This window comes from Croceicoccus gelatinilyticus (assembly GCF_018398395.1).
GTDB lineage: Bacteria > Pseudomonadota > Alphaproteobacteria > Sphingomonadales > Sphingomonadaceae > Croceicoccus > Croceicoccus gelatinilyticus.
Map to the genome: position 1 here is coordinate 1 of NZ_JAHCBF010000014.1, position 16,534 is coordinate 16,534.

General features: G+C 63.1%; 14 protein-coding genes. 7 read left to right on the forward strand and 7 right to left on the reverse strand.

The annotated features are described in order from the left end of the window. Window positions 1–255: 255 nt before the first annotated feature. The 4 genes from KIH45_RS17595 to KIH45_RS17610 all read right to left on the reverse strand — a co-directional run bounded on the left by KIH45_RS17595 (window position 256) and on the right by KIH45_RS17610 (window position 6,099). Window positions 256–747: an asparaginase domain-containing protein gene (locus tag KIH45_RS17595; RefSeq protein ID WP_213177312.1), complete on the reverse strand. Its 492-nt coding sequence runs from the start codon at window positions 745–747 to the stop codon at window positions 256–258. Between the two features lie 83 nt (window positions 748–830). Next, window positions 831–2,621, reverse strand: a complete 1,791-nt coding sequence (locus tag KIH45_RS17600; protein ID WP_213177313.1) for an acyl-CoA dehydrogenase C-terminal domain-containing protein — start codon at window positions 2,619–2,621, stop codon at window positions 831–833. Window positions 2,622–2,638: 17 nt separating this feature from the next. Next, the gene (locus KIH45_RS17605; RefSeq protein ID WP_213177314.1) at window positions 2,639–4,966 is read right to left on the reverse strand and encodes a 3-hydroxyacyl-CoA dehydrogenase/enoyl-CoA hydratase family protein; all 2,328 of its coding nucleotides are present in this window, start codon (window positions 4,964–4,966) and stop codon (window positions 2,639–2,641) included. Next, window positions 4,966–6,099 (reverse strand): thiolase family protein, encoded by a 1,134-nt coding sequence (locus tag KIH45_RS17610; RefSeq protein ID WP_213177315.1) that lies wholly within the window; start codon window positions 6,097–6,099, stop codon window positions 4,966–4,968. The genes KIH45_RS17605 and KIH45_RS17610 overlap by 1 nt, the downstream gene beginning before the upstream one ends. A gap of 228 nt (window positions 6,100–6,327) precedes the next feature. On the opposite strand from KIH45_RS17610, the gene KIH45_RS17615 reads away from it, so the two are divergent. Further along, window positions 6,328–6,726, forward strand: coding sequence for a MerR family transcriptional regulator (locus KIH45_RS17615; RefSeq protein WP_213177316.1), 399 nt, complete (start codon window positions 6,328–6,330; stop codon window positions 6,724–6,726). 42 nt (window positions 6,727–6,768) lie between these two features. Here KIH45_RS17615 and KIH45_RS17620 read toward each other — a convergent pair whose 3' ends face one another. Then, entirely contained in the window at window positions 6,769–8,592 is a 1,824-nt protein-coding gene (locus tag KIH45_RS17620) for a DEAD/DEAH box helicase (protein WP_213177338.1), read from the reverse strand. 323 nt (window positions 8,593–8,915) lie between these two features. On the opposite strand from KIH45_RS17620, the gene KIH45_RS17625 reads away from it, so the two are divergent. The 6 genes from KIH45_RS17625 (at window position 8,916) to KIH45_RS17650 (ending at window position 14,383) form a co-directional block, all read left to right on the forward strand. Next, the gene (locus tag KIH45_RS17625) at window positions 8,916–9,149 is read left to right on the forward strand and encodes a hypothetical protein (protein WP_213177317.1); all 234 of its coding nucleotides are present in this window, start codon (window positions 8,916–8,918) and stop codon (window positions 9,147–9,149) included. 169 nt (window positions 9,150–9,318) lie between these two features. Then, window positions 9,319–9,768 carry a MarR family winged helix-turn-helix transcriptional regulator gene (locus KIH45_RS17630; RefSeq protein WP_213177318.1) on the forward strand — a complete coding sequence of 150 codons (450 nt, stop codon included), beginning with the start codon at window positions 9,319–9,321 and terminating at the stop codon, window positions 9,766–9,768. Next, the gene (locus tag KIH45_RS17635) at window positions 9,768–11,861 is read left to right on the forward strand and encodes an FUSC family protein (RefSeq protein ID WP_213177319.1); all 2,094 of its coding nucleotides are present in this window, start codon (window positions 9,768–9,770) and stop codon (window positions 11,859–11,861) included. Before KIH45_RS17630 ends, KIH45_RS17635 begins: the two co-directional genes overlap by 1 nt. Beyond that, window positions 11,851–12,066 (forward strand): DUF1656 domain-containing protein, encoded by a 216-nt coding sequence (locus tag KIH45_RS17640; RefSeq protein WP_213177320.1) that lies wholly within the window; start codon window positions 11,851–11,853, stop codon window positions 12,064–12,066. Before KIH45_RS17635 ends, KIH45_RS17640 begins: the two co-directional genes overlap by 11 nt. Further along, entirely contained in the window at window positions 12,063–12,956 is an 894-nt protein-coding gene (locus tag KIH45_RS17645) for an efflux RND transporter periplasmic adaptor subunit (protein ID WP_213177321.1), read from the forward strand. Before KIH45_RS17640 ends, KIH45_RS17645 begins: the two co-directional genes overlap by 4 nt. Continuing rightward, entirely contained in the window at window positions 12,956–14,383 is a 1,428-nt protein-coding gene (locus tag KIH45_RS17650) for an efflux transporter outer membrane subunit (protein ID WP_420481944.1), read from the forward strand. Before KIH45_RS17645 ends, KIH45_RS17650 begins: the two co-directional genes overlap by 1 nt. A gap of 57 nt (window positions 14,384–14,440) precedes the next feature. Here the strand turns inward: KIH45_RS17650 and KIH45_RS17655 are convergent, their stop codons facing one another. Further along, complete coding sequence (locus KIH45_RS17655) at window positions 14,441–14,896, reverse strand: hypothetical protein (protein WP_213177322.1); 456 nt, start codon at window positions 14,894–14,896, stop codon at window positions 14,441–14,443. Window positions 14,897–14,913: 17 nt separating this feature from the next. After that, window positions 14,914–16,368 carry a GMC oxidoreductase gene (locus tag KIH45_RS17660; RefSeq protein ID WP_213177323.1) on the reverse strand — a complete coding sequence of 485 codons (1,455 nt, stop codon included), beginning with the start codon at window positions 16,366–16,368 and terminating at the stop codon, window positions 14,914–14,916. Between the last annotated feature and the right edge of the window lie 166 nt (window positions 16,369–16,534).

Consider the following 16,534-nt stretch of genomic DNA (forward strand, 5'->3'; position numbering starts at 1 on the left):
ACATAATAAAGCGGACAACTATCGTTCCCCGAAACTTCCTTCCGGGGGACTATGTCGTCCAGCTAAGTTGGCGACCGTCAGGAGCGAGCCGTTGAAGCGTCGTCCCCGTCGGTGGAGCGGCATATATGTGGGGCTCTTGATTCGGTCAACAGCCGTTCTGGAAAAAGTTTGGCTTCAGGCGAACTTTTTTGCTCTCAGATCGGAAGAATGGCGGGAAACTGCCGTTTCCGCCCCCTGCCGGCCCGAAAATTAGTTTCAGATGGACACGAATGCACCTGCTTCGCGGTCCTTGCGGACGGCCAAGCCGTCGAACACCGTTCCGTTCATCGTGATCCACACGCCCGGCTGCGCCGCCTGACAGCAGGCGAACGCCATGCCGAGATTGAACGGCGCATCGCTTTCCTTGAATCGCGCCGGCGCCAAAGCGCCTGCCAGAACGATCGTGCGGTCTTTCAGATGTGCGAGCGCCTTGGCCGTCTCGGTCATCGTATCCGTGCCATGGGTGATGACGACGCGCTTTTCCGGAGCGGCCGCAATCGTCGCCGCGATCACGTCGCGATCAGCGTCAGTCAGTTCGAGGCTGTCCTTGCGCATGAGTTCGACGACGCGGAACGGGTGCTTGACCCGTGCAGTGGTGAGGAGCTGTTCGATCACGCTGTCGCCGATCTTGTACTCGCTCAGCGCGTCGAAATACTGCTTATCGATGGTGCCACCAGTGGTGATCACGAGAATGGGGGGTCGGGTCATGGCCCGCCCTCTATCACTGGCGCGCGTTTGCGTCACCGATTGTTGGCGCAGGGTCGGTGCTATTCCATCCCTGCGCCGGATAATCAGAACGCGTCGTCGGCCAGAGCCATCATCGACTTCTTGCCTGCCTTGATGGCGAGGAAGTGTGCCGACACCTGCGGCAGGATACGTTCGAAGTAGAACGTCGCCGTCTTGATCTTCGCGTTGTAGAACGCCTTGTCCTCTGCACCGAAGGCCAGCTTCATGCCGGAGATCAGCGTAGAGCGGGCAAAGCAGTAGCCCATCGCGACAAGGCCGAAGAGCCTCAGGTACTCGGTCGCGGCAGCACCTGCCTCTTCCGGATCGGCCATGCCCTTCTGGGCGATGGTCGCGGTCGAAAGCTGCAAGGCACCGAAGGCCTTTTCCAGCCCGTCGATCATCGGCTTCATCGGGCCTTCGCCCTTGTTCGCCTCGATGAACTCGGAAACCGGGTGGAAGAAGCTCTTGAGATAGCGCCCCATGTGCGCCCCCAGCTTGCGCCCGACGAGGTCCAGCGCCTGGATGCCGTTGGTGCCTTCATAGAGCATCGCGATACGCGCATCGCGCGCGTACTGTTCGACCCCGCTTTCGCGGATGTAGCCGTGACCGCCGTAGATCTGGATCGCGAGGTTCGCGTTCTCGTGCCCCAGATCGGTGAAGAGTGCCTTCACGATCGGCGTCATCAGCGCGACGAAATCCTCGGCGCGCTTGCGCAACTCAGGGTCCTCGGCGTGCTTTTCGGCATCAAGCGCGCGGGCAACCCATGCGCCGAGCGCGCGGCAGCCTTCGTTGTTGGCGCGCATCGTCATCAACATACGGCGCACGTCGGGATGGACGATGATCGGGTCCGCGGCCTGATGGGGATACTTCGGTCCCGCCAGCGAGCGGCCCTGCACGCGGTCCTTCGCGTACCAGACGGCGGACTGGTAAGCCGCCTCGCCAATGCCCAGCCCCTGGATGCCGACGCCGAGGCGCGCGTTGTTCATCATCGTGAACATCGCGGCCATGCCCTTGTTCGGTTCGCCGACCAGCCAGCCGGTCGATTCCTCGAACAGCATCTGGCACGTGGCCGAGGCCTTGATGCCCATCTTATGCTCGATCGCGGGGCACGAAACGCCATTGGAGGGGCCCGGCGTGCCGTCATCCTTGGGAATGTACTTCGGCACGACGAAGAGCGAGATGCCCTTAACCCCTTCAGGCGCATCGGGCAGCCGCGCGAGGACAAGGTGAATGATGTTGTCGGTCAGGTCATGCTCGCCCGCCGAGATGAAGATCTTCGAACCCGACACCTTGTAACTGCCGTCACCTGCCGGAACCGCGCGGGTGCGCAGCAGGCCGAGATCGGTGCCGCAGTGCGGTTCGGTAAGGCACATCGTGCCCGACCATTCGCCGCTGACCATCTTGGGCAGGTAGGTGTTCTTCAGATCGTCGGTCGCGTGCTTGGCAATCGCGCCGACGCCGCCGTGGGTCAGGCCCGGATACATGCCGAACGACAGGTTGGTCGAACAGGTCATTTCCTCGACCAGCTTGCTCAGCCGTTCGGGAAGCCCCTGCCCGCCCCATTCGGGATCGGACGACAGCGCGGCCCAGCCGTCCTGCGTGAACTGGTCGTAGGCTTCCTTGAACCCTGCGGGCGTACGCACGACGCCGTTTTCGTGGTGGCAGCCTTCCTCGTCGCCCGAACGGTTGAGCGGGAGCAGGACTTCCTGGCTGAACTTCGCGGCCTGTTCGAGGACCGCGTTCATCAGGTCGGAATCGAATTCCTCCAGCGCGGGGATGTTGCCGAACCCGTCGTCGTGCCAGAGCTCTTCCAACACGAAACGCATGTCGCGCAGCGGTGCTTCATAGACTTGCATCGATCGTGCCTTTCAAATCAGTTGCGCAGCGGCTTGCCGGTTTCGAGCATATGCTCGACCCGGGCCTGGCTGCGCGGATTGCGGACCAGCGCCATGAACGCCTCGCGCTCCAGTTCCAGCATCTGCTGTTCGGTCAGGGTGTCGGCCGCATCGGTATCGCCGCCGGTAAGAACGGTGGCGAGGTGCGAGGCGACAACGCCGTCATAGTCGGTCGCCTTGCCCTGTGCCTGGAATCCCTCGACCGCGAGATCGAGCGCAACCTTGCCGGTCGGACCCGGCAGGTTGAACGTAGGCGCCTCGGGCGGAGTATAGCCTTCCGCCATGGCCAGCGCGCGCTGCTTGGCGTCGGCCAGAAGGCGATCACGGTTCATGCTGATGCCGTCGTCCTTGCGCAGGAAGCCGAGTTCCATGGCCTGCGCCGCGGACTTGGCGACCGTCGCGGTCGAGACGATCTCGAACACCTTGGCGACCGGGGGCATTGGCCCCTTGGGCAAGCCCGGCATATCGCGCCAACGCGACAGCATCTCGCCGCAGCCACCCCAGCCCGGGATCAGGCCGACGCCGCATTCGACAAGGCCGATATAGCTTTCGGCGTGCGCCTGCACCGCATCGCAGTGGAGCAGGATCTCGCACCCGCCGCCCAGCGCCATGCCAGAAGGCGCGCCGACAACCGGGAACGGCGCATACTTCAGCGCCTTGTAGGTTTCCTGCCCGCCAGCGACGAGCTTCTCGATCTCGCCCCACGCCGCGATGTTTACCGCGAACAGGGCCAGACCAAGGTTCGCGCCCGTCGAGAACTGGCTGCCCTCGTTATAGACGACCATGGCCTTGTACTTCTCGGCCACCAGCGGGATCGCCTTGCCGATCAGCTTCATGACCTCGCCGTCGAGCGCGTTCATCTTGCCGGTAAATTCGAGGCAGACGACACCGTCGCCGACGTCCCACAGCGCAGCCGATGCATTTTTCATCAGCGGCTCTGCCGATAGCTTAACATCGGCAAGCAGTTCGACGCCTTCGGGGCGCGCGACATCGTGGTACTCGCCGTCGAGGCCGAGGTACTGACGCTTGCCGTTCTCGAGGCGATAGAAGGTCGCATCGCCAGCCGTCTCGAGGATCGCGGGGACAGGCGCGCCGTCGGCTTTCAACCGCTCGACCAGCTTGGCCGCACCGATCCGGTCGATCAGCTCGAACGGACCGTACTTCCAGTTGTAGCCGAGCTTCATCGCTTCATCGATGGCGACAATATCATCGGCGGCTTCGGGAACGAGGCTGGCCGCATAGGACAGCGTCTGACCAAGGATTGCCCAGGCATAGGCACCGAACTTGTCATCCGACGCGATCAGCGCGCCAAGATCGCCGCTCTTCACCGCGCGTGGCAGCGAGGCGGGCTTCACGCTCTTGCGATAGTGGCCCGATGCCAGGTCGACCGCTTCCTTAAGCCGCTGCCCGCCTTCGCGGTTGAGGCGATAGAAGCCGCCCTTCCCCTTCCGTCCGGTGTAGCCTTCCGCGATCATCTTGTTGATCAGCGGAATGTCACGCGCGATCGCCTGATAGGGATCGTCCTTAGGCAGGGTCGAGGTCAGGCTTTCCTGCAAGTAGGGCATCAGGTCCACGCCGACTAGATCGACGAGCCCGAACACGCCGGTCTTGGGCACGCCCATGGGCTTACCCGCAATGGCGTCGGCTTCCTCGACCGTCAGGCCAAGGTCCATCGCCGCGTTGATCGCCGCCTGTATCCAGAGCGTGCCGATACGGTTCGCGATGAAGCCGGGAGTGTCCTTGGCATCGACCACGGTCTTGCCCAGCACGCGGTCCGCGAAATCGCGGATGCGGGCGGCAAGGTCCATGTCGGTCGCGGGGCCGGTGACCAGTTCCAGCAGGCGCATATAGCGCGGCGGGTTGAAGAAGTGGGTGATGAAGAAGTCGCTCTTGAACGCGTCGGAGCGCCCTTCGACGAGATTTTCGAGCGGAATGGTCGAAGTGTTCGACGTCACCGCCGTGCCCGGCGTGCGGACCTTTTCGAGCTTTTCGTAGAGCGACTGCTTCAATGACAGCTTCTCGACGATCGCCTCGATCACCCAGTCGCACTCGGCGACCTTGTCGAGATGGTCCTCGATATTGCCGGTCTCGACCAGCTTGGCCGCGCGGTTCGACATGAACGGCGCGGGGTCGGCCTTCAGCATGCGCTTTACCGCACCTTCGGCGACTGCATTACGATCGTTCTCGTCGCGCACGATGTCGAGCAGGAGGACCGGCACGCCGCCATTGGCGACTTGTGCAGCAATTCCCGCGCCCATCGTGCCCGCGCCGATGACGCAGACCTTCTTGACGGGAGCCACGCTCATCACACTGCCTCCAGAACCGTGGCAATACCCTGACCACCGCCGATGCACTGGGTGGCAAGCGCGAACCTGCCGCCTTCTCGCTGGAGCAGCTGCGCCGCCTTGCCGGTAATGCGCGCGCCGGTCGCACCCAGCGGATGCCCGATGGCAAGTGCGCCGCCGTCGATATTGACCTTCGCCTCGTCGAGGCCAAGGTCGCGGATGACCGCGATCGACTGGCTGGCAAAAGCCTCGTTGAGTTCGACGACGTCGAGATCGGCAGCCGTGATGCCTGCACGCTCCATCGCCTTGCGCGATGCGCCGATGGGCCCGATGCCCATAATTTCAGGCTTGCAGCCCGAAACAGCGACCGAGCGGACCTTGGCCATGACCTTGAGGCCGTTGGCCGCCGCATAATCGGCGCTCGTCACCAGCACCGCAGTCGCACCGTCGGTCAGCGGCGAGGACGTGCCCGCCGTGACCGTGCCGTTCGCGTCGAACGCCGTCTTCAGGCTAGCGAGCGTTTCGGCAGTCGTTTCAGGACGCGGCGTGCCGTCGGCCTCGACCATGCCCTTGCCCGTGTCGATCGCGACGATCTCGTCGGCAAGCTTGCCTGCCGCGATTGCAGCGGCGGTCTTCTGCTGGCTGCGCACGGCGAAAGCTTCCTGCTCCTCGCGGCCGATGTTCCATTCCTTCGCGACATTCTCTGCCGTCGTACCCATCGACATGTAGGCGGCGGTCGCCTTGGCCAGCGCCGGGTTCGGCATCGGGTTGAAGCCCATCATCGGCACACGGCTCATCGATTCGACGCCGCCGCATATGAAAGTATCGCCCGCACCCATCGCGATCTGGCCTGCGGCATAGTGGATCGAGGACATCGAGGACCCGCAGAACCGGTTAAGCGTCATGCCCGCCACCGAATGCGGCAAACCGGCCAGAAGACCGACGAGACGCGCGATGTTGAAGCCCTGCTCCCCTTCCGGAAACGCACAGCCGAGCAGGAGATCTTCAAGATCTTCCGCCTTCACGCCCGTACGCTCAACAAGCGCGCGCACGACTTGCGCGGCCATGTCGTCGGGACGGACCCGGGCGAGAGCGCCCTTGCCTGCGAGATGGAAGGGCGAACGGGCGTAACCCGCAATGACGATGTCGTTCATGGAAATCCTGTCTCTCCGAAACGTCGATGGGGCGGCTTTGAGCCGCTTTCTGTCCTAATAGTAAAATGCCTCCCCTATACGTCAACCAGATTCTGGGGTACACGCGACAAGGCGTCCCGGAATTGACGCGAGTTGCACTTTGCTGTTTTGAACGCGCATGGCCGCATCCGTATCCGGGATGGACAAGAGCCCAAGAGAAGACACTGCGTGAGGATGCCCTTGAACCCGATGGACGACCATGACCCCGGCGCGACGCACAAGGGCATTCAGGAAGTCGCCGAAATGCTCGGCGTCACGCAGCGCACTTTGCGTTTTTACGAGGACAACGGGCTGATCAGCCCGCAGCGCGTCAGCGGTACGCGCATCTATTCGCGCCGCGACGTGGGGCGCATGCAGCTGATCCTGCGCGGCAAGCGCCTGGGCTTCAGCATTCGCGAGATTCGCGAGTTTCTGGATCTGTACGACAGCGATCCGGCGCAACACGGGCAGATGGATCACCTGCTGTCACGAGTGCGCGAAAAGATCAGCGACCTTCAGGCACAGCAGGTCGCGCTGGAAAAGACGATCGCGGAGCTTCTGCAGATCGAGGCCGAGGCTGCGGAACAGCTGGCCAAAGGCGAGGACTGAGCCCTCGCCCCCCCCCTGAGGCCGGCACTTAGCGACCGGCGCTTAGGCCGGACGTCCCTTCTTGCCCTTCGGCTTGAACTTGCCGCCGGGCTTGCCCTTGCCGCCGAACGGCTTTCCCTTGCCGTCCTTCGGCTTGCCAAAGGACTTGCCTTGCGGCTTGCCGCCCGGCCTGCCCTGCGGCGGGCCCGACCGGTTCGGCTTGGCACGATGCACCATCGGCTTTGAAGGCTTGCCGCCATGGCCGCGTGCAGCTTCGCGCGGGCCTTCCGACGGTTCGATGTTCACGATGCCGCGATCGTCATCCTCGTTCGCGGTGCGCAGCAGCGTCGCGGCGAACTTGTCGGCAATCGCGGTCGGCACCTGGAAGTGCGTCTCGTACTGGCCGATGCGGATCGCGCCGACTTCGGCGCGCGTGATGTGACCACGGCGGCAGAGCAGCGGCAGGATCCAGCGCGGGTCGGCGTTCTGGCGGCGGCCGATGTCCATGCGGAACCACTGCACGTCCTCGAAACCGGGGCGGTGACGCTCCTTCTGCGCCTCGCGGCGGGCTTCGGGGGTGTTCTCGGTGATTTCCTCGGGCTCGGGCAGCTTCGAACGAAAAGCGCGGACGAGCGAGGCGGCGATGTCCTGCGGCGAACGTTCGGCCAGCAGCCTTTCGGCCAGAGCCTGGTCTTCCTCGTCGAACTCAGTCGGCTGGAGCAGCGTCGAAAGCAGGCGTTCGCGGTCCTGAGCGCGGATCGCGTCGCGCGAAGGCGCCTCGATCCAGTCTGCCTCGATCTTGGCTCCGCGCAGCATGCCTTCGACGCGGCGGCGGCGCGGATAGGGAACGATGATGACCGCCGTGCCCTTCTTGCCCGCGCGGCCGGTGCGGCCCGAACGGTGCTGAAGCGTTTCGGCATCGCGCGGGATTTCGACATGAACGACGAGGCTGAGCGAAGGCAGGTCGATACCGCGCGCGGCAACGTCGGTGGCAACACAGACGCGGGCGCGGCGATCACGCAGAGCCTGGAGCGCATGGTTACGCTCCGACTGCGAATGTTCGCCAGACAAGGCAACGACGGCAAAGCCGCGCTCCTGCAGCGTTGCGTGCAGACGGCGGACATTGTCGCGCGTCGCGCAGAACAGGATCGCGGTCTCTGCTTCATGGAAGCGCAGCAGGTTCACGACCGCAGCCTCGATCTCTGCGGGCGATACGGTGACGGCCTGGTAAGTGATGTCGCCGTGGCCACGCTCGTCACCGACGGTCGAGATGCGCAGCGCGTCGTGCTGATAGCGGCGGGCCAGCGCCTCGATCGGCTTGGGCATCGTGGCCGAGAACAGCAGCGTGCGGCGGTTGTCGGGCGTCGCGTCGAGAATTTCTTCAAGGTCTTCGCGGAAGCCCATGTCGAGCATCTCGTCCGCTTCGTCGAGGACGGCAACACGCAGGTTCGACAGGTCGAGCGCGCCGCGTTCGAGGTGGTCGCGAAGGCGGCCCGGCGTGCCGACGACGATATGCGCGCCGCGCTGCAGGTTGCGGCGTTCCTTCGACGGATCCATCCCGCCAACGCACGTCGCGATCCATGCGCCCGCCTGCTTGTAGAGCCAAGTCAGTTCACGGCTAACCTGCAGGGCTAACTCGCGGGTCGGCGCGATCACCAGCGCCAGCGGCGCGCCGGAAGGCGGAAGCTGCTCGTCACCGCGCAGCAGCGTCTCGGCGAACGCAAGACCGAAGGCGACGGTCTTGCCCGAACCGGTTTGCGCCGAAACGACAAGGTCGCGGCCAGCCGCTTCGGGCGCGACGACGGCGGACTGGACCGCGGTCAGCGCAGTGTATCCGCGCTCTTCAATCGCGTTGGCCAGGATGGGGGGAAGGTTCGAAAAGGACATCATGATCTCGAAAAAGCAGGCCGCGCCGCAAAGGCGACGGACCGGGGGCACGCATATGGAATTCAAAGGGGCGATCTATCCAGCCTCGCGGGCGTCAGCCGGCTGCTCGGACGATCGGGTCTAAACCCAAGTTGCGGGCCCCATATAGACAAACGCGGCGTTTGGCTCGCATTCTTTTCAAAAAGAGCGCGCAGCACCCGAAAATTGGTCCTGCCGATCATCGAAACGCAGACCGGCGCGGGGGCAAGATCGGAACGAATCGTGGGAAAATAGGTTGTTTTGGCAAAGGGGTCGCACCCGAATTGGACAACGGAAACGCACACTTGCAAAGACAGACCCCGGACCTGGTAGAAACGATCACGGATGCACTAGGCGATACGATAATCAGACTTCTCGCAACGCACGTGGGCTTCGGCCCTGACACGGTTGGCGCCCGTGACGAAGTGCAGGCGATGTTCTTTACGCTGGCGAGATATTCCAGAACCGAAGGCCGGGAAGACGTAGCACAACGCCTCAGCGGCTATGCCACCGCATCTCTCAAGGGCACGCAGCACTAGCTGCGCCCCCAAAACATTTTCGGATACGTCCGAGTTCCCGGTGCAGCGCGCTGACTAACCCACACACAGCCGCCGGAAGCCCCCAACTTGCAGTTTTCGCGATCAACGTGGTGCAAATCGCAACACACATGATCTTGCGCAATTTAGTTAGTGCGCTAACTAACAAGACATGTCTGACCATGACCCCGACCTTGGCGCCCTTCCCGCGCAAATCATCCTGCTGGCCAGAGCATGGCGGCAATTGGCTGACCGCGTGCTGGCTTCGCTCGAAATCTCGAATTCGAAGGGATACGCGCTCCTGCACCTCGAACGACTTGGTCAGGGCACCCGCCAATCCGATCTTGCCAAGGCGATCGGCATCAGCGAGGCATCGCTCGTCCGCACATTGCAGCAGCTTGAACGCGCAGAATACGTGCGCCGCGAGACGGACCCCGGCGACGGACGGGCAAAATCGCTTTACCTGACGGACGAAGGATCTCGCCTGGCGCGGCTGATCGATGATCGCCTGATCGAACTGCGCAAGGATCTACTCGCCGGAATCGACGATGCCGACCTGAACACCACCAACAAGGTGCTCGCCACTATCTCGGCGCGGATCGCGGACAGCCGCCTGAACTGATGCTTCAGCGTTTCGGTCTCGATGCGGCGATTTTCAGCCTGAAGTGCTTTGCAGCAGCGATGCTGGCGACGTTCGTCGCCTTCTCGATCGGGCTGGAACGGCCCTACTGGGCCTTTCTCACCGCCTATATCGTATCCGGCCCCTTGGCCGGTGCCGTCGTTTCTCGCGCCATGTTCCGGCTGATCGGCACTGTTGGCGGCGCAACGTTCGCGGTCTTCATCGTACCCCCACTGGTGCAAAGCCCGGTCCTGCTGGTTGCGGCGATGGCGCTTTGGCTGGGCCTTTGCGTGTTTCTCTCGCTGCTCGACAGGTCGCCTTCATCGTACATGTTCGTGCTGGCCGGCTATTCCGCGGGCCTGATCGTCTGGCCCATCGTGGATGCGCCGACCCACATCTTCGACGTGGCTGCCCTGCGCGCGCAGGAAATCGCCATCGGTATCACGTGCTCTGCGCTGATCCACGGCGTCATTCTGCCCAACCCTGTAACCAAGTTCCTGCGTCAGCGAACGCGGACCATCGTTCGCGATGCGGAGGAATGGAGCCGCGATATTCTGGGCCCTTCGCACGACCCGGCGATCGCGTTCGAACGCCGCCGACTGGCGCAGGACATTTCCGAACTTCACACGCTTGCCGCGCACCTTCCCTTCGACACCGCAGGCCCGGCACCGCGTATCCGCGTCGTCCGTGCTATCGAAGAGAAGCTCGCCGAGATCCTGCCTCTGGGTGCAGCCGTGGCCGATCGTGTTGCTGCTCTCGAAGAGCACGGCGGCCTCTCCCCGGTTGCGACGCAGTTGCTGCACGACACACGGGACTGGATCGACAATCTCGATCAGGATCTCGCCGCATGGGCAATCGAGGCCGATGCGCTGCAGGTCCGCTGCCGCGAACTTGAACCTGCCATCGACGCGCGTACCGAATGGCGCAACCTGCTGCTCCTCAACCTCGTCGTTCGCCTCTCGGGACTTATCGAAGCGCACCTGGATTGCCGTCTCCTGCAGGCACAGCTTGAAACGCCTGACCGGCGGCCTGTCTCCACGCGGATCCCCCGACTTCTTGCAGAGATCGGCGACAGGCCCATGCACCGCGATGTCCGCGGCGCTTTACGCGCCGCCGCCGGTGCATCGTTCACGCTCGTTACCGCATGCACGCTCTGGTTCTTCAGCGGGTGGCAGGACGGTGCCACGTTCGTCATGATCGTCGCGGTTTTTCCTGCGCTTTTCGGCGGCATGGACAATTCGCTTCCCCTGGTCACCGGCTTCTTCAAGGGCACCGTCATTTCTGTCCTGCTGGGCGCGCTCTACGGCTTTGCCATCCTGCCCATGACCGACGGATTTCCTGCCATGGTCGCCGCTCTGTCACCGGCGCTGCTGCTACTCGGCGCCATGATGAGCAATCCGAAATACATGGGTATTGCGCTTCCCGCGCTGCTGGGTGTGGGCGGACCCTTCATCATTTCCGAACAATACGGAGCAGACCTCGGCCCTGGCCTTCCCGCGACATTCGCCGCTTTCGTGAACAGCCAGATCGCGATGCTGGCCGCGATCCTTTTTGCCGGCGCCATGATTCGGCTGATACAGACGGCGGGCACAGAACACGCGGTCGTGCGGACGTTGAAGGCCGGATGGCAGGATCTTGCCGAACGCAGCAATCGCTGGTCTGCGCCAGATGTCCCGGCCTGGGTTTCGCGCATGCTGGACCGGCACGCCGTGCTGACACCGCGGCTTGCCACCCTGGGCAAACGGTCCGATGAGCCGAGCTACGATATAATGCGCGATCTTCATACCGGTGTTGCCGTAGGCGAATTGCGCAACCTTCGGAGAGAGATCGATCCGGCATCGCAGGAACAGGTCACTGGCGTCCTGACCGGTATCGCCGACTACTATCGCAGACTGGTCCCTCACCAGCCGCCGAAGGACGATCCGCAGCTTCTGGGCCGCATAGATCAGGGACTTCAGCAATTGACCGGTGCGACCCAGACGGGCTTCGCCCGCGCTGCCGCCATTCCGCTCGTCACCTTGCGCCGCACGATGTTCGCCGATGCGCCCACCTTCGTGACCAGCACCAACCATCCGGAGACCCGTCATGACCGGTGAAGTCGCCGTCTACGGCGTATTTGTCCCGACCCTGCTCATCATCGGCGTTATCGCATCGGTGAGCACGCTTGCCCTCATGCGGGCGGCCGATCGCTTCGGCTTCTACCGCCTCGTCACTTATCGCGCGCTTGTCGACTTGGCGCTCTACGTCATCGTCTTCGGCGCAGTCGCCATCCTAGCCCCCCTGTTCGGTTTCGCATCATGAAGAAAAAACTCGCATCTCTCGCTCGCAGCACCGCAACGCTCGCCATCGTCCTCATCGCCGTAGTTGTCGGCATCTGGACGTGGAAGCATTACGAGGACAGCCCATGGACGCGGGACGGACGCGTGCGCGCAGACGTCGTGCGGGTCACGCCGGACATTTCAGGCCTCGTCACTTCGGTGAACGTGGAAGACAACCAGCGTGTTCAGGCAGGCGACCTTCTCTTCGTGCTCGATCGCCCCCGCTATACGCTTGCCGTGCAGCGGGCACGTGCCACGCTTGCCAGCGCGCGCGCTTCGCTGCGACAGGCGCGGCGTGAGGCAAACCGCGACGTTTCGCTGGGCGATCTTGTCGCAACCGAAACGCACGAACAGAACGTGGCACGTGTGGCGACAGCACAGGCCGCGGTTGCCGAAGCGCAAAGCGCGCTGGATGGTGCGCTGCTCGATCTCGACCGTACGCAAGTGCACGCGTCCGTCGATGGCACGGTCACGAACCTCGATCTTCATCCCGGCGATTACATGGCTGCGGGCAATCAGGCGATGGCCCTGATCGACGAACGATCGCTTCGCATCGAAGGCTATTTCGAGGAAACTAAACTTCCGATGATCCATGTCGGCGATGCCGTGTCGGTGAAACTCATGGGCGAGGATCGTACCCTGACCGGCCGGGTTGAAAGCATCGCCGCCGGTATCAACGACGGCTCGCGCGGGAAGTCTGAAAACCTCCTTCCCGATGTCGAGGCAACGTTCTCGTGGGTACGGCTCGCACAACGCATTCCGGTGCGCGTCAAGCTGACCGACGTGCCTGCCGATGTCCGCCTGATCCTCGGCCGGACCGCGACAGTCACCGTCGAACCCGAAGTCGCAGACCGCACCGAAGGGAGCGTGTGATGACCATGCGCACTATCGGCAGCGCGTCACTGCCGCTGGCACTGGCACTGGCACTGGCCGGATGCGCCACGACCGGCCCTGATTACCACTTGTCCGAAGATGCCGTCGCGAACGCTCCTTCAGCCCAAGGCGAATTCCTGTCCGCACAGGATGATGCCTTTGCCAGTACGCCGCTGCCGGATCGCTGGTGGCACCTCTACGACGACCCCCGCCTCGATGCGCTTGTCGAAGAGGCCCTTTCCGCAAACGCCGATCTGCGCGCCGCTGATGCCAACCTGCGCCGCGCCGACGCACTATTGCGCGAAACCACCGGGCAGCGTGCGCTTTCGACGACGACATCGGCCAGCCTTGCCGGCGAACGGGATTATTCGACGGCATCGGCGAACACATCGCTGCCGGGCGTTGCGACTTACGACCTCGGACTTTCGCTTTCCTATCCGCTGGACCTCACTGGCAAGTTGCGGCGGGCGATAGAGGCCAGCGTCGCCGACCGCGCCGCTGTCGAGGCTGCACGCGACGCAGTCCAGATCAGCGTCGCCGCCGCGACGACGCAGGCCTATGCCGATATCTGTGCCGCCAACTACGAACTGGCCACGGTCGAAAAGGTGGTCGCGGTACAGGAAAAGACTCTCGAGGCGACACAGCGGCTACAGGCCGGTGGCCGGGGTACATCATTCGATGTCAGCCGGGCCCGCACTGCCGTTGAAACGAGCAAGGCCAACCTTCCCGGTCTCAGGGCGGACAGGCGCAGTGCCCTATACCTCCTTGCGACACTGCTCGGCCGCGCACCGGCAGACTACCCGCGCGAAGTCGCAACCTGCGCGACTTTGCCCACGCTATCGTCGCCGCTACCCGTCGGTGACGGGACCGCGCTGATCCGCCGTCGCCCCGACATTCGCGAAGCTGAGCGCACCATCGCTTCCGACACCGCACGCGTCGGAGTGGCAATGGCCGACCTCTACCCGCAGATCAGCATTGGCGGCGGCCTGATCAGCAGCGGCAAGATCGAAGACATCGGTAGCTCGCACAGCATCGGCTTCGGGTTCGGACCTCTGCTGAGCTGGAGCTTTCCCAACCGCCCGATCGTCGAAGCGCGCATCGACGCGGCAAATGCACAAGTCGATGCCGATCTTGCGGCTTTCGACAGCGTTGTCCTTGCTGCCTTGCGCGGGACAGAGACGGCCCTTGAAACTTACGCGCGTGGGATGGAGCGCGCCGAAACGCTGGGCCGCGCCGCGCAAAGCGCCAAGGTCTCGGCCGACCAGGCCGAAAAGCTGTTCCACTTCGGGCGAAGCGACTTCCTGTCGCTGCTCAACGCCCAAGGGACCCTGGCCACGGCTGAAGTCGCCCATGCATCGGCAGAAGCTGCCTTGGTCGACCGGCAAATCACCGTGTTTCTCGCGCTAGGTGGAGGATGGCAGGGCTGAGCCTGCAACCAAAGATCGCAGCCTGCGAGACTGCGCGAGCCCGTTTCTCACGCGCAATCAGGTTCGCTCAGATCCCAGGGCTTCTTGCGGCCACTCCACCTCGTGCGATGTCCACTGGGCAACCGGATTGGAACAGCCCGCTTCATAGGGATCTGCAAATCCGATCAGGCTGATCTCTTCTCCTTGCCGGTCAGGATCGAGCATATCTGTCGAGCGGAGGAACCGGGCGACGATCTTGCCCTCGGCCCGGCGAACCCGCTGGTCTACCAACGTATCGCCGGCAATCTTGCCGACCGGATGGTCCAGCAGAACCGAAACGGCGAGCTCTTTCTTCGCCTCGTAATCGAGGAACCGTGCCATCCTGACGGAAAAGGCCCGCAAATCGTGACTGGCCATTCGCAAGTCAGGGAATGCCCTGCGCACTGTTTCCTCGATGCCGCTGACCAGATCCGAAGACGTCAGGGAAAATCCGGCGCCAGCCAGCGCAGCGGTCGATACGCCGCCGATCATCATTCCGCGTCGGCTGAACTTCATGTCCATTCCATCCTGCTGGCGGCACGCAAGGCATGAGCGGAAAGCGTCAATGTCGGGTTCGCAGGCGACCCGGTAGGAAACAGCGAACTTCCCAGCACTCGCAAGTCGCGCCAGCGGTGGTGAAGGCCGTCCTGATCGGTAACTGAGTCCGCCGGATCATGGCCCATGACGGTCGTGCCCTGAATATGGCTTTCAGACGGTGCAGGAGGGTCGTAGATGATGTCTTCGATCGGCAATTCAGCGCAGATTTTCGCGATATCGTCGGCCATCCTGTCAATCGCACGCTGGGTATAGGCGCTTCTCCCGACGAACTCGGCCGTCGGCCTTTCGTCGTCGCCCGTTGCCGGAATGATCCGGTTACGATCCTGCGGCAAATCTTCGTAGACCATCCGGATCGGCAAAACCTGCCTCCAACGCCCGGGTTCCGGGCGCATGAAGCCGTAATTATCGGTCTTGAACTTGACTGCCGCCATATCCTTGCGGCGCTCGTCATTGTCCCACAGCATCAAGCCCATGCCGGTGACCGCCGTCGAACCCTGAAAGCAGTCTACGCCGTCCAGATAGAGCTGCGCCGTAATGCCGACCTGTTCGTGCAGACGCTTGCCGGTGAGCGGCGACGCATCGCCGGACCGCATGAGTATATCTGCATTGAACATCGCGTTCGTCGCGAGGACGAGATGGTCAGCAGCAATCGATCCGAGTTTGCCATCCGCAGTCCGCCATTCGAACGCATGGGCACGCCCCCCCTCGGTCTCGACCCTGCGCACCTCGGTCTCCATGAAGAGACTGACCCGCGGATCGTCGTAAACGTCACGCATGCCGTTCAGGATCGTGAACTTGGCATCGACCGGACAGAGAGTGCAGACCCCGTTGGAACAGCATTGTCCGCGTGTAGAGGTCGGGCGGCTTGCCCTGGCCGTCGGCATGGGTACGTGCTGGCCCGGCCAGGCCTTGGCCAAAATGACATCGGCCCCAGTCGGCCCGTGCGGAGGTAACGGATAGGGTCGCGATCGCGGCGCCTGCGGATATGCCGAACCTGATATCTGCATCAGGTCTTCGGCTTCGCAATAGAACGGTTCGAGATCGTCATATGAAAACGGCCAGTCGGCGCCGTGACCATAACGGGTTTTCAGTTCGAAGTCGGATGGGATCATCCGGGGCGTCGTGCCCCACCAGCAATTCGACGACCCGCCAAATCCCAGCGAAAACGCCCAGGACTTGTCGGGATCGCCCGTTCGCTTGAAGTACTGCTCCGGATCGAACTCCTTGTCACCGCGCCGGGCCAGCCGACTGGAATGTTCGATCAACCGACCCCGCTCCAGCACGACGATCCGCATGTTCGCAGGCGCGTTCTGCAAAATGCGGAAGAGGAAAAACGTGGCGGCAAAGCCCGTGCCTGCGATCACCATGTCGGCCCTTGCGGGGATTGGCTGGTTGACGAGGGCTGGCAAGGCTTTCCCGATTTGAAGCTGAAGTCTCGGGAAATATCATGACGATAGGGACTACTGCTTGTCGATCACCCTTGCGAGATGCCCCTTCTATACTAAAGGATCACTGCTGCGGCGCTGCCCCTGTCGGACCGCCATTGCGAGATAGGTATGGCAAGGACCGCGCATG

Excerpts from the sequence above, each read along its gene's own strand:
- KIH45_RS17620 (WP_213177338.1), bottom strand. The coding sequence starts at position 8,592 with ATGTCCTTTTCGAACCTTCCCCCCATCCTGGCCAACGCGATTGAAGAG.
- KIH45_RS17595 (WP_213177312.1), bottom strand. The coding sequence starts at position 747 with ATGACCCGACCCCCCATTCTCGTGATCACCACTGGTGGCACCATCGAT.
- KIH45_RS17600 (WP_213177313.1), bottom strand. The coding sequence starts at position 2,621 with ATGCAAGTCTATGAAGCACCGCTGCGCGACATGCGTTTCGTGTTGGAA.
- KIH45_RS17610 (WP_213177315.1), bottom strand. The coding sequence starts at position 6,099 with ATGAACGACATCGTCATTGCGGGTTACGCCCGTTCGCCCTTCCATCTC.
- KIH45_RS17640 (WP_213177320.1), top strand. The coding sequence starts at position 11,851 with ATGACCGGTGAAGTCGCCGTCTACGGCGTATTTGTCCCGACCCTGCTC.
- KIH45_RS17635 (WP_213177319.1), top strand. The coding sequence starts at position 9,768 with ATGCTTCAGCGTTTCGGTCTCGATGCGGCGATTTTCAGCCTGAAGTGC.
- KIH45_RS17645 (WP_213177321.1), top strand. The coding sequence starts at position 12,063 with ATGAAGAAAAAACTCGCATCTCTCGCTCGCAGCACCGCAACGCTCGCC.
- KIH45_RS17655 (WP_213177322.1), bottom strand. The coding sequence starts at position 14,896 with ATGATGATCGGCGGCGTATCGACCGCTGCGCTGGCTGGCGCCGGATTT.
- KIH45_RS17630 (WP_213177318.1), top strand. The coding sequence starts at position 9,319 with ATGTCTGACCATGACCCCGACCTTGGCGCCCTTCCCGCGCAAATCATC.
- KIH45_RS17650 (WP_420481944.1), top strand. The coding sequence starts at position 12,956 with ATGACCATGCGCACTATCGGCAGCGCGTCACTGCCGCTGGCACTGGCA.
- KIH45_RS17605 (WP_213177314.1), bottom strand. The coding sequence starts at position 4,966 with ATGAGCGTGGCTCCCGTCAAGAAGGTCTGCGTCATCGGCGCGGGCACG.
- KIH45_RS17615 (WP_213177316.1), top strand. The coding sequence starts at position 6,328 with ATGGACGACCATGACCCCGGCGCGACGCACAAGGGCATTCAGGAAGTC.